The sequence below is a fragment of the Stutzerimonas kirkiae genome, assembly GCF_004327335.1.
Taxonomy (GTDB): domain Bacteria; phylum Pseudomonadota; class Gammaproteobacteria; order Pseudomonadales; family Pseudomonadaceae; genus Stutzerimonas; species Stutzerimonas kirkiae.
Genome location: NZ_QJUO01000002.1, coordinates 45,091 through 58,460, shown reverse-complemented (window position 1 = coordinate 58,460; position 13,370 = coordinate 45,091). Strand labels below are relative to the sequence as shown.

The window sequence follows — 13,370 nt, the reverse complement described above, 5'->3', positions numbered from 1 at the left end:
GCAATAGGTGGAAAAATGACACAGACAGCGGTTCCGCGTCGGGAAACCGGCTTCACCATGATCGAGCTGGTGGTGGTGATCGCCATCCTCGGCATCCTCGCCGCCATTGCCCTGCCGCACTTCATCGACTCGGCCAAGGACGCCCATCGCTCCACCGTGCGCAGTGTCGGTGGTGCCCTGACCTCGGCGGTGTCGCTGGTACGCGGCCAGTACGAACTGAATCGCAGCGGCGGCCACAACGGCTGCACCGCCGACAACTGCCAGATAAACGTCATCGGCTATGGCAATGGCAGCATCGACGTCAATGCCAACGGTTGGCCGGTCGGCACCGAGCGCAGCGGCACACCCGCCGCCACCGCCGCCATGAGCGCCGACGAATGCCGCAACCTCTGGGCCAACCTGATGCAGGCCTCGGCCCCGAGCATCACCGGTACCAGCCCGGCCTTTACCGCCAGCGCCAACGGCGTGCGCTGTATCTACACCTACAACCTCGATGGCGGTGACGACGCCATCGAGTACAACGCCAATACCGGCGAAGTATTCGTCACATTCAACTGAACCTTGCTAAGGAGTTATACGATGAGAAGACAACAAAGCGGCTTTACCATGATCGAGTTGATTATGGTGATCGTGATTCTGGGGATTCTGGCGGCGGTGGCGTTGCCGCGGTTTGCGGATTTTGGCCGGGATGCCCGTATAGCCTCACTTAATGGCGCGTTGGGGGCAGTTAAGTCTGCTGCCGCAATTGCCCATGCCCAACAACTTGTGTCTAGTGCGGCCGTAGGAACCAATGTTCAACTAGAAGGTGGCGCGGTTACTATGGTGAACGGTTATCCTACAGCAGATGCGAACGGGATTATTATTGCTGCTCAGTTGGACGTTGCTGATTATTCAACCACTGGCGGGGGGGCTGTTGAAGCTTCAACTCTTACGATACAACTGGTTAAGTCTGCCACTCCGGCAACTTGCTCATTTACCTATACCGTTCCGGCAGCAGTAGTTGAGGATGGAGTTACTAGTTATCCTGCACCAACTTATGCGATTAATACTAATGGCTGCTGACAACTTCTAGCGCATAGGATGTGTTGAGCGGCATAGCGACGATACCCATCATTGGCGGCAAACGACGATGGGTATCGCTACGCTCGACCCATCCTACTTTGCTTATATCAATACAAGCAGGCTCGAATATGACCCGGCGACACGCTTCACCCTGGTCGAACGATCACGGTGATCGTGCTCCTTGGCATATTGGCGGTCGTGGCGCTTCCGCGCTTTGTCGATTTCACCGCCAATGCGCGGGCCAATGCCGATCCGGGGCTACGAGGCTTCAGGCGTCGAACCCGTAGGATGGGTCGAGGAGCATAGCGACGATACCCATCATCGACAGTCAACGATGATGGGTATCTACACACTGATGGATTCCGGCTGGAGGTTGCGATGCACGGATACAGCAAGGCCTTCACCATCGTCGAGCTGGTCATGGTGATCGTTATCCTCGGCATCCTCGCCGCCGTGGCCATCCCGCGCTTTTTCGACCGGCGTGACTTCGACGAGCGGCTCTACCTCGAAGAGTTGCTGAGTGCCGTGCGCTATGCGCAAAAGCTGGCCCTGGCCAGTGGTTGCCAGGTCAATGCCGTTGTCACTGCCGGGGGCGGCTACCAGTTGCTTTATAACGGCCAGCCGGCGAACTGCCCGCAGGCCGGTACCGCCGTACAGTCGCCAACCGGCGGTAACTATTCTCGGGCCGCGGCGCCCTCTGGTCTTACCGGAAGCGGCAGTAATCTTTCGCTGGTATTCGATTCGATCGGTGAGCGCATAGTGCCGGCTGGGAACGCAGACGCCAATGTCGCCATCCGCCGCTCCAGCGGTGGCGGTGGCGTGCAATTCAACGTCCAGCGTAATGGTCATATCAGGATATAGAGATGCGAAAGCAAGCGGATTTCGATAAGCCACAGGCACCTCGAGCGAACCGCTGCTTCAGCCCGCGCCAGCGCGGCATGACCCTGGTGGAACTGGTGATCACCATCGTGATCCTCGCTATCGTGCTGGTCGCGCTCTATAGCGCCCAGGCGCGTATCGTCGGGCGCTCCGCCGACCCGCTGCTGGTGCAGCAGGCGCTCTATATCGCCGATAGCGTGCTGGAAACCCTGCAGGCCATGCCCACTGTCGCTGGTATGCAGGCCGAGGCAGCCCTCTATGCGAACAACAGCCAGAGCCTGCCTTTACCGGCCGCGCTGGCTGCCGCTTATACCGTCACCGCCGTGGTAGTGGTGGAGAGTGTCGCGGGGCAGAACCTGAATCGTATAACGGTGACGGTGACGCCCAATGTCCAGCCGGGCTCGGCCGTGACCCTGGCCGGCTACAGGGGGCTTTAATGATGCAGTGCGGTCGGAATGGACAACGTCAGGCAGGCTTCACCCTGGTCGAGCTGATCATGGTCATCGCCCTGGCCGGCACCGTCGCGGTGCTGGTGGGCACGGCCCTCAACCGCCCGCTGCAAGCCTTCGTCGACCAGCGTAACCGAGCCGAACTGACCGACCAGGCGGCCGTGGTGCTGGACCGCATTACCCGGGATATTCACCTGGCGCTACCGAATTCCGTTCGGCTCGGCAATAACGGCCAGACCCTGGAGCTGATTTCCATCGCGGCAGCGGGGCGCTACCGGGCCAATACCCTGGCCGGCTCCGCTGAGCGCTTCGACCCGCCACGCTGCGCGGCGAATGCGCTGTGCAATATCCCGATCCTCGGTCCGGTCGATACGACGAATAGCAATCTCCCTCACTACCTGGTGATCTATAACACCAGCCCGAACGATATCTGGTCGCAGGGGGTGGCGCAGAAGGTTTTCACCTGGAACGCCGGTGACTGGGCCGATGGCAACGGCACATTGACAGGGGACTTCAGGACTAACGCCAGTGGCTTGAGCTTTCCCCAGGCGTCCCCGCAGCACCGCTTCTATCTGGCAAGGGAGGCCGTGCGCTATAGCTGTGCGGCAGGCAATTTCATACGTGCCGTGAATACAGGGGATTTCACTCAAGACAACTGGACCCAGAATGTCATCAGCAACCGTATTGGCAATGCCTGCGCCTTTGCCTATGACCCTGGTACCCTGACCCGCAATGGCCTGGCCACCATCCAGTTGAGTCTGACCCACAATGGCGAGTCGATAACCCTCTATCGCCAGGTACAGGTGAACAATGCGCCCTGACAGACATGCAACCCACCCCCTTTCCCCTCGCGGGAGGGAGCTGGGGGAGGGGGTGTGCAAACCACGATGCTGCCCGAGCGGCACCGGCCAGCATGGCTTCGGCCTGGTCGCGGCGATGTTCGTAATGATCGTGGTCGGCGGTGCCATCGCAGCGATGGTGCACCTCTCCAGCGTCCAGCACACCACCACCAGCATGGCCCTGCAACAGGCCCGCGCCTACCAGGCGGCGAGGGCAGGGGTGGAGTGGGGGATTGCCAACGCCATTTTGGGCAGTTGCCCCGCTAATACAAATCTGCCGCTTGGGGGCTTGTCTGGTTTCACCGTCAATGTCACATGCGTGAGAACGGCAGCACCAGTATTACCGGAGGAAAGTGCAAGAGCGGTGCCTCCGGTCTTTTACCAGTTGACGGCTACTGCCCAATACGGGCTGCCCGGTAGTCTGGACTACGCATATCGGCAGCTTGAGGTGGTTATCGAGGTCTAAATGAGCATGCGAGATATTATTGGCATTTCCCTGGGGCGTCTGCTTTGCGCAATGCTTATCCTGCCGTCTTCGCTCATGCAGGCTGCGGAATTGTGCTCTGTGGTTTTCCCCGGGGGAGTGCAAAGCCACTCTGCCACGGGGTTTATTGACCTGGGGTATCAATCCAGGATCTATGGAGGGGGGGATACCCTTATCGCCCCAAGGGTCACGCAGGCTGATGAGTGGTATTACCTGGAGCAGAATCCCTTGTGCGATGGGGCAAGATGCAAGGCCAGCGGTACCCACGCTGGTACTTCTTCCCCTGAGTTCAAGACGGAGTCGAAGGTGCCCAGTGAGTTCAAGACAGGCACGGCCAGTGACGGTGACGTGTCCAATGGCTACAACTCAGGCACGCTAGTCAAGCCTGTAGGCGATTACGGTACCGTTACGGTTGGCCAGGGTTCCGTCATTCGATTCAGCTCCGGTGGCGTTGGCGGTACTTATTATATGAAAGAGGTCAAGACGAGTTATCAGTCCGCCCTGGAGCTGGAGGCGGGAGACTACTGGATCAATGGCAATCTTGACCTGACTGCCGGCGGGTCGGTCTTGCGCCGGGTCGGTAGCGCCAGTGGCCCGGTTCGTTTGTATGTAAGTGGCAATGTGAACGCTGCCCAGTTGCAGTTCTCGGGTTTCTCCGATGGCCAGTTCGAATTGTATGTGACGGGCAATGTCAATTTTACCAACTGGGCACAGGTCCGAGTGCCAGGCGCCATTCATGCCGCGGGGGCTGTATCCCTTGGGCAGTATGCGGAAGTTTCCGGGGGCGTATATTCCAGTGCGCTGTCTACTGGCAATTCGGTATTGATCAGCTATTTGGGCGATGGCGGCGAGCGCTCCATGGGAACGCTGACTGCGGCTTATCAATCCGTCTATGAGTTCGGGCCGGGCGATTATTATATAGACGGCAATCTTACGGCCAATGTCGAATCGGTTTTTCGCAAGGTTTCAGGGGCGGGCAAGGTCAGGTTGTTCGTTCGTGGCAATATCGATATCGAGTATGCGGCCTCGTTTCAGGACTTCGCCGGTGGCGAGTTGCTGATGTACGCCACGGGCGATGTGAAAATAAACAGCCAGAGGGACCTGCCGGCATTCGTCTATGCCGCGGGTGATGTGAGGATAAATTTCAGTTCGGGTAGTCGCTATCAGGGAGGGATCACTGGGCGCAATATATATATAGGGCAGGGCAGTATCGTCGAGTATCTCGATCCGGTGGACTTGGGGTCATTGTGCGATCCCGAGCCGGTACAGACCTGTTTCACGGATGACTTCAATAGTTCGGCGTTGAACAGCAGTGACTGGGCTGTGACCAGCCGTAGTGGGAGTTTCGGTGCTCCTCGAATCGTCGGTGGACGCCTGCGTCTGACCGATAACAGCAACAAGGTCGCCACTGGTGCCACGTTGCAGCGCTTGCTGCCTGCCGCCGGGAACATCGTGCAGGTTGAGTTCAGGTATTACGCCCATCGCGGTAGCTGGAATCCGGCGGATGGTATGGCCGTTATCCTTTCCGACGCTGCTATCACGCCGCAACCCGGGGGCTATGGTGGGTCGCTTGGTTATGCGCAGAAATACGATGGTGTCCTGACCAGTGGTTTCGCGGGTGGCTGGTTGGGGGTCGGTCTGGATGAGTATGGAAATTTTTCCCGCGCCTCTGAAAACAGAGTGGGAGGTCCGGGCCAGAGGAAAAACGCAATAGCCATCCGTGGGGCCGGCTCAGGAACCACAGGGTATGCCTACCTGGCAGGGACAGCCGCGAACAGGATATCGAGTGGCGATATATATCGGATCACCATCGATAGTACGGTCATCGGCAAGGCCAAGGTCAAGGTCGAAAGGAAAAGCGGGTCTGGCTATGTCGCCTTGATCAGCGAGTTCGATGTATTGAGCCATTCCAGTCAGACGGCGCTTCCCGAGAACTTCTACCTGAGCTTTACCGGCTCTACCGGTGACTCGACCAATATCCATGAGCTGGATGACGTAACGGTCTGCGCCTATAAATGGGGAGAGGTCGAGCAACTGATCGACCATTTCGAGATAGTCTCACCTGCCCAGGGGCTGACCTGCAACCCGCTGGATATCACTGTTCGCGCCTGCCTGGATGCGGCCTGTAATCGCTTCACCGATCCGGTTACGGCCAACGCGACGCTATCGGTCGGCTCGTCGATCGTAGGCTCCCAGACCAAGGGGTTTACAGGGGGAGAGGGCGTATTCCAGCTTCGAAAGACCACGGCAGGGACTGCGGTATTGGGGATCAACGGCTCCTCGCCTTCCGTGAAGCCATTGAGCCAGACGCTATGCCGGATTGGCACGGGAAATCTGGGAAGCAATTGTCAGGTCGAATTCCTCGATAGCGGCTTCGTGCTCGATGTGCCCAATATGGTCGCCGCCAAGCCGGGCCAGGCTTATATCAGGGCCGTGCGCAAATCGGATGAGTCGGAGCAATGCGTGCCTGGTTTTGCCGATGTCGCCAGAGTGGTCAGTTTCACATCGGCATATCACACGCCGACAAGCGGGACCCAGGCTGTCGTGGTCAATGACCAGGGAGTGAAAAGTGACCCTGTTCAGCAGAATCTCATTTTTGATTCGAACGGAAGTGCACTACTTGAGGTGCGCTATGACGATGCCGGGAAAATGACGCTGAATGCCAGCTATACCGGCAGTGTCGAGAGTGGTGACAGTGGCCTGCTGATGACGGGCACGACGGATTTCGTCAGCAAGCCGTACGGTCTTTATCTGGAAACCGACTCCAGTTGTAGCAAGGCAGCCGTCAGCAAGGATTGCGTGCTTTTCAAAAAGGCTGGGGAGAACTTCCCTCTTCGTATCACGGCGGTCGCCTGGGAAAAGGATGGGGAAAGCCTGACGGCGGCGGATCTCGCGAATAATGCCCCGACGCCGAATTTCGCACTTGCGGGGATAAGCCTGGCCACTCGCCTGGTCGCGCCCGATGGTGGCGAGGCTGCCGAGGTTTCCCCGGGTACTTATGATCATGTGCTCGGCGACCTTACAGTGGCGTCCGTGTCCTTGTCCGAAGTGGGCATCTTCGAGATAGAGGCTACACCGGGAGCGGGAGGCTATCTGGATGGTGAAACCGTCAGCGGCGGTACCAGTGCTCTGGTGGGTCGCATTATCCCTGCCTACCTGCATGTGAGCGGCACCGGCAGCTTGGTGGATAACTGCTCCGGCACGGCCTACCAGGGACAGGATGTACCTTACGAGTTCGATCTGTATGTAGCGGGTAGAAACAGCGCGGGCGGGGTTACCCGAAACTATCGCCTGGGTGACTTTTTCCGCTTGCCGCAACGCGACCCGGAATGGCAACGCAAGGATAATGTGGCGATCGCGCAAGGTCGGTTGAGCACGACGCTTGCTTCCAGGACCTGGGCGCATGAGGGGGCGACCAGCAGTGGAGCGAGCAATGGGCGTTGGCTGATGTGGCGGGATGGCCGCGTCAACTACAGTCGCAGCGTCTCGCCGGACGCTACGGATATTCCTTTCAGGTATCGCCACTTTTTCTCGGAGACGGTGCTGACGGATGATGACGGTATCTGCATGGGGGCGACGGATTGCCAGGGGCTTACGGCCAACCTCGACAGCGGAGGAACGGTCCATCTCGGTCGTGTCATCAGTGAAAACATCAACGTGCCGGTTGGCAATGCAGGCATCATTCCCTTGCGCCTGGAGCACTGGGGTGCCAATGGCTGGCAGCCTGCGACGGATACTTGCAGCACGCTGCTCGCTCCGACCCCGGCAACCGATGAGCTTGTCTATAGCAGCCCGATTACCAATGCCACGGTCAATGCAGCGGCCTGGAACAGGACTAGTCTCGGCATCACTGTACAGCCTGCTGCCCCGTACGGCAGTGTGCTGCTCAAGCACCTATTGACCGGCCCGAATGCTGGCGCGGCCAATCAGCCGGCCATCTGGCTTTGTCAGTCGCGTAGCGGAGTAGAGGCACCATTGGGAGGCGTATGCAGTTATACAAACGCTGCCGGCCCGGCTGAAATCCGCAGTTCGGCTTCCTTTGGTGTCTATCGTGGGCCCGAGCGGCTGATCTTCCGCCGCGAGGTCTATCGCTGAAGCGGTGTAACGCGATGGGCTCGCCGGCAAGTCCATACAAGGGTGGGTTGAGGAGCATGGCGACGATACCCATCAGGCAGCGCGATGCTGGTTTCAAGCCCGCCACTGCCCGCATACCACCGGCCTGATCGTCGCCTTTCATCCCGGGAAGGCGCCGACAGGGCCGCGCTATGCCAGAATACGCCAAGGCCCGCCAGGGCCTTTTCATTGGTTGCAGGGAGTCGGGCATGTCCGAGCAGGCGTTGTTGTTGGTCAATCTGGGGTCTCCGGCCTCCACCTCGGTGGCGGATGTGCGCCGTTATCTGAATCAGTTCCTGATGGACCCCTACGTCATCGACCTGCCATGGCCGCTGCGGCGCCTGCTGGTGTCGCTGATCCTGCTGCGCCGTCCGGCGCAGTCGGCGCACGCCTATGCTTCCATCTGGTGGCCGGACGGCTCGCCCCTGCTGGTGCTGAGCCGGGCGCTGCAGCAGGCGCTGGCGCCGCACTGGGCGCATGGCCCGGTCGAACTGGCGATGCGTTATGGTGAGCCATCCATCGAAAGCACCTTGCTGCGCATGGCCGGCCAGGGTATCCAGCGTGTGACGCTGGCGCCCCTTTATCCGCATTTCGCCGACAGTACGGTGACCACGGTAGTGCAGGAAGTCCGCCGGGTGATCGCGCGGCATGGCCTGGCGCTGGAGGTCTCGACGCTGCCGCCGTTCTATGATCATCCCGCCTATCTGCAGGCGCTGCTGGCCAGTGCCGAGCCTTACCTGCAACAGCCTTTCGATCACCTGCTGCTGAGTTTCCATGGTCTGCCGGAGCGGCATCTGCACCGGGGGGACCCAAAGGGCAAGCAATACCTGCGAAATGATGATTGCTGCCTGGGGGCCTCTGATGATGTCATCGCAGGCTGTTACCGGGCGCAGTGCCTGAAAAGTGCCGCCGATTTCGCCGGCCTGGCCGGATTGGCGCGGGACAAATGGTCGGTTTCCTTCCAGTCGCGCCTGGGGCGCGACAAATGGATCGAGCCATACACCGAGGGCATGCTGGATACCCTGGCGGCGCGTGGCGTGAAGCGTCTGCTGGTCATGTGCCCGGCGTTCGTTGCCGATTGCATCGAGACGCTGGAGGAAATCGGTGACCGTGGCCGCGAGCAATTCCTGGCTGCCGGTGGCGAGGAGCTGCTTCTCGTGCCGTGCTTGAACGATCACCCGGCCTGGGTGCAGGCCCTGGTAGGGATGTGCGAGGACGTTACGGACGCCTGATCGAGCTTTCTGTCGGCGCCGGTTCTCTCTGTAATGCGGAGTGCCGTTATGACATGCGCTGCCAGTCGTTCTCCTGTCGATGCCGCGCTGGATTGCGGGCTGCGGGTGCGCTTCCTGGAGGTGCCGGATTCGGCGCGGGGGGCTGCCCTGGTTCGTGTGCACGGCGGTTCCCATGATGCGCCTGTGGCGTATCCGGGGCTTGCGCATTTTCTCGAGCATCTGCTGTTCCTGGGCAGTGCCGGCTATCCCGTCGAAGATGGCTTGATGGCCTGCGTCCAGAGGTGTGGCGGCCAACTCAATGCCTCGACGCGCGAGCGCCATACGGATTATTTCTTTCAGGTGCCGCAGCAGCGGCTGGAGGATGGGTTGGTGCGGCTGGCGGATATGCTGGCGGCGCCCTTGCTGGATATCGAGGCGCAGCGGCGCGAGCGGGAAGTGCTGCATGCCGAATACCTGGCCCGTTCACAGGATGCCGAAACGCTCTGTGACGCCGCCCTGGGCGTGCTGGTGACGGGGCATCCCTTGGCCGGGTTCCATGCCGGCAAGCGCGATACCCTGCCGGTGGATGAGGCGGAGTTTCAACAGGCGCTGGCGGAGTATCACCGCAGCTTCTACCACAAGGGGACGATGGAACTGCTGTTGGCGGGTCCTTTTCCTCGGCGGGAATTCGAGCGCTATGCACGACTTTTCGCTGCCCGCCTGGGCGGAGGCGGCGCCGGGGAGCGGCGGGTTGCGCCGTTGCGGGTGGGCCGTCGCCGAGCGCTACGCTTGCAGCTTGAAAGGCCGCAGGCATTCCTGCATCTGGCGTTCTATCTGCACGGGCTGGCGGCGGATGCGCCACTGGCCCTGGACTTGCTCGGCACGCGTATCGCATCCCGTGCGCGGGACGGCTTGCACGAGCGCCTGTTACGCGAAGGCTTGTGCCTGGATCTGCGCCTGCGTTGCCCCTACTGGCATGCCGGGCAGGCGCTGGTGGTCATCGAGGCGGCCCTGGGCAAGAGGGGGCAGGCCGATCCTGCGCGGATTGAGGCGTTGTTATCGAGCTGGCTGGCTTTCAATGCGGGCCAGGGGCTGGCTGTGCAGAGCTGGCGGGATCATGGCCATATCCGCCGTAATGCCCTGCGCAACATGACACCTCTGGAGCGCCTGAGGCATTGGGTCGAGCCCCATGCCTGGAGCGAGCAGTGCACCTATGAGACGTTGCAGCGTGCCTGGCGGGGGCTGATGACGAGCATGGCGAATCGGCGGCCATTGCATCTGTTGACGGACTGCCGCAGCGCCCCCCGGCTCGCTGGCGAGGGTTTCGAGCTGCGTCTGTGCGAGGAGGCCGATGTGGCGCCTTGCCGTGAGCGATGGCAGTGGCGCGAGCCGTTGCCGAATCCCTGGTTGCGGATGCCTGCGCCGATCGCCGAGGTATCCATGCCGGCTGCCTTGCAGCGAGTGGAGCTGGCGCAGCGCGACGGGCTTGGTAGCCTGCATATCCGCTGGCGTTTTGTCGCCGGTGGCCCAGCGTGCGTCCACTGGCAGTACCTGGACGCAGTCTTGCGCGCGCGTGCCTGGGCCGCCAAGGAAGCCGGGGTGCAGTGGCGGCTGGAGAACTTCGGTAGTGCCTGGTGCCTGACTTTGCGTGGGGTGGCGGACAGCATGGTGGGGGTGGCGAAGGAGGTCGCTGCCGCTCTGCACGAGCCGCCGGAACCCGAGGGGCTGTATTCCCCCACGGATGAGCGGATGCTGCTCGGGCGTTTGCTGGAGCGCCTGCCGGCCGTGCTGGATGAGGGGGCGCCACACTCCGGCCTGGGATTTCCGGCGCTATGGCAAGCGGCCCGCTGGGATGCACTGGCGGTTGGCGTTCCTTCGGCGCTGGGCTCGGCCCTGCTGGCGTTGCCCGGGGGGCCGGCCAGCGAGCGTTTTTCGCCGGGCACGGTCGCCGAATCCGGGGTTCGCTGGTTCGATGCGCGATTGCCCGCCAGCGAAACGGCGCTGCTGCTGTTCTGCCCGCTGCCGTCGCGGCTGCCGGCCGTCGAAGCGGCCTGGCGTCTGTTGGCGCGTCTGCTCGAGGGGGCGTTCTTCCGCAGGATGCGCAGTGAGTTGCAACTGGGCTATGGCGTATTCGCCGGCTTTCGTCAGTTCGGCGAGCGGGGCGGGATCGTTTTCGGTGTGCAGTCGCCGGTCGCCGACGCCGAGCGGATCCTTGGGCACATAGACGCGTTTCTGCAAACCTTCGATGCCTCGCTTGAGCGAATGGTCCGGGCTGGCCTGCAGGAACAGGCCCAGGCTGTCGCACGGCAACTGGACAATCCGTATTCCTCCGTATCCGAGCGTGCCGACCTGCTCTGGCAGGCATGCCTGGCTGGTTGTGATCTGGACCACCCGGCGCGGGTGGCCCAGGCGCTCCCGGCGCTGGAGCCGGGGGCATTACGTGACAGCCTGCGGCAATTGCGGGCGGGCGGCTGGCGGGTGCTGGTGAATGCGCGTTGAGGCTACGCAGCCTCTGCTCCGGGCCTTGGCGTCGGGAGCGATACCAAGGCGTTACTACTTAGGCGCTGGTGCCCGGCCTCTTGGTCTGCTGGCCGGTGGCGGATGCCAAAGGAGTAGCCGTCCGAGGCCATGGCATCGTATGAGGAGGGCATGGGGCTTTCGATAATCGACTCCGACACGACTGCCGTCGTCAATACAGCGGAGAGCGCCATGTACAAAAACAAGAAAGCCCTGATTCCCCTGACTCTTGCCAGCACCGTTGCCATGGCCCTGAGCCAGACCGCCAACGCCGAGATCGTTCTTTACGACAAGGATGACACGACCTTTTCCACCGATGGCTATATGAATGCCTTCTATGTGCACAGCAACGTCGACAGCGACAACGATGTGCGGGATCGTAACCAGTCGCGCGTGAAGATGGGCTTTCTGCCCAGTTGGATAGGTTTCAACTTCGGCAAGCAGATCGACGGACTGCAACTGGGAGGGCGTGCTTCCTTCTGGGTCACCATCAACGACAGTGACGACAACGGCACTGGTACCGATATCGATGTACGTCAGTTCTATGGCACCGTTTCCAGCCCGCAATGGGGGGAAGTGCTGGTCGGCAAGGACTTCGGCCTGTTCGGCCGCTCCAATATCTTCCTCGACGAATTGCTGGCCGGTTACGGTAACGTCAGCGACAGTCTGGGCCTGGTGGATGGCAATGGCGTCTCCTTCGGCAATATCGGTACGGGCTATGTGTATGCGTTCCCGACTTCACAGATCACCTACCGTAACAACAACCTGGCCGAGGGCCTGCGTGTCGCCGTCGGTATCATGGATACCTTCGACTCCAACCAGCTCGACAGCAGCGGCGTGAACGACAAGGCCTACCAGGACAAGCCGCGCTTCGAGTCCGAGATCAGTTACCAGTTCGAACTGGGCGGTTCGAAGATCTACAGTTGGGTCAACGGTACCTATCAGAATTCGAAGAACAGCGTCGACAACCCTGGCGCCTATGACGACGACCTGACCAGCAAGGGGCTCGGCTATGGCGTGCAGGCCAAGCTGGGTGGCCTGTCGCTGACCGCATCGGGCTTCCAGGCCAAGGGCATCAACCCGTTTTTCAGCAATAACGCGGGGCAGGCGATCCTGCGCGATACCGACAGCGACGGTTACCTGCTGCAGGGCTCCTACACGTTCGGCAAGAACCGTATCGCACTGTCCTACGGCCAGACCAAGGATGATGGCAATGGCCTGGGGGCGAAGGCCGATTACGAGACCCGTGGCATCGCCTATTTCCGCACCATCAACGACAACCTCAAGCTGGTCGCCGAATACAACGTGCATGAAACCGATGCCAAGGATGTCTACGTAGGCGCCGCGGCGGGCGCGGGCAGCATTCCGGACGTGGAGACCAAGACCTTTGCGGTAGGGGCTGTCGTCAGCTGGTAAGCGTCATACGAGTTTTCCCACGATTGGCAGGGGGCGCGAGCCTCCTGTGTTTTTCGTCGTTCCCGGTATCTGGTCGTTTTCGCGCATGGGGCTTCACCCGGATGTGACCTGGAGGCTGCTGCTTCCGTCTGATCTGTCATGAATCGGTGAGGTGCGTATGCGCGATCCCTTTGAAGAGTCCTTGCGTGACCTGCTCAACAAACCCTCGATACGCGATGACGATGCCCGTCTTGGCCGGGTGCTGAAGACGGCGAATCGCCAGGTCGGTGCCGGTGATATACTCAGCCTGATCGGGTGCTGGCTGCAGGCACTGCTGATTGCCCTGAGTGGCGGTTCTCGCCATGTCATGCCGGCCTCCCGGCGTCATTCCCCGTCCACCTCGTTCGACAAGGCCGACTGA

At 61.0% G+C, this 13,370-nt stretch carries 11 protein-coding genes; all 11 read left to right on the top strand.

The annotated features are described in order from the left end of the window. The first annotated feature begins 15 nt into the window (after positions 1-15). Entirely contained in the window at positions 16-558 is a 543-nt protein-coding gene (locus tag DNJ95_RS01915; RefSeq protein ID WP_131183037.1) for a type II secretion system protein, read from the top strand. Positions 559-579: 21 nt separating this feature from the next. After that, positions 580-1,062 carry a pilin gene (locus DNJ95_RS19630; protein WP_131183036.1) on the top strand — a complete coding sequence of 161 codons (483 nt, stop codon included), beginning with the start codon at positions 580-582 and terminating at the stop codon, positions 1,060-1,062. Between the two features lie 378 nt (positions 1,063-1,440). Next, positions 1,441-1,923, top strand: a complete 483-nt coding sequence (locus DNJ95_RS01905) for a prepilin-type N-terminal cleavage/methylation domain-containing protein (protein WP_131183035.1) — start codon at positions 1,441-1,443, stop codon at positions 1,921-1,923. A gap of 2 nt (positions 1,924-1,925) precedes the next feature. Continuing rightward, the gene (locus DNJ95_RS01900) at positions 1,926-2,378 is read left to right on the top strand and encodes a type IV pilus modification PilV family protein (protein ID WP_242671849.1); all 453 of its coding nucleotides are present in this window, start codon (positions 1,926-1,928) and stop codon (positions 2,376-2,378) included. Next, a complete protein-coding gene (locus tag DNJ95_RS01895; protein ID WP_131183034.1) occupies positions 2,378-3,211 on the top strand; it encodes a PulJ/GspJ family protein in 834 nt (277 codons plus the stop codon). Before DNJ95_RS01900 ends, DNJ95_RS01895 begins: the two co-directional genes overlap by 1 nt. A 115-nt stretch (positions 3,212-3,326) precedes the next feature. Beyond that, complete coding sequence (locus tag DNJ95_RS01890) at positions 3,327-3,695, top strand: pilus assembly protein MshP (protein ID WP_131183033.1); 369 nt, start codon at positions 3,327-3,329, stop codon at positions 3,693-3,695. Then, the gene (locus DNJ95_RS01885; protein ID WP_131183032.1) at positions 3,696-7,808 is read left to right on the top strand and encodes a DUF6701 domain-containing protein; all 4,113 of its coding nucleotides are present in this window, start codon (positions 3,696-3,698) and stop codon (positions 7,806-7,808) included. Positions 7,809-8,035: 227 nt separating this feature from the next. Continuing rightward, the gene (gene hemH, locus DNJ95_RS01880; RefSeq protein WP_131183031.1) at positions 8,036-9,058 is read left to right on the top strand and encodes a ferrochelatase; all 1,023 of its coding nucleotides are present in this window, start codon (positions 8,036-8,038) and stop codon (positions 9,056-9,058) included. 48 nt (positions 9,059-9,106) lie between these two features. Beyond that, a complete protein-coding gene (gene pqqF, locus DNJ95_RS01875) occupies positions 9,107-11,536 on the top strand; it encodes a pyrroloquinoline quinone biosynthesis protein PqqF (RefSeq protein ID WP_165491541.1) in 2,430 nt (809 codons plus the stop codon). 210 nt (positions 11,537-11,746) lie between these two features. Then, a complete protein-coding gene (locus DNJ95_RS01870; RefSeq protein ID WP_131183029.1) occupies positions 11,747-12,970 on the top strand; it encodes a porin in 1,224 nt (407 codons plus the stop codon). Between the two features lie 157 nt (positions 12,971-13,127). Beyond that, positions 13,128-13,370: a CrfX protein gene (locus DNJ95_RS01865; RefSeq protein WP_131183028.1), complete on the top strand. Its 243-nt coding sequence runs from the start codon at positions 13,128-13,130 to the stop codon at positions 13,368-13,370.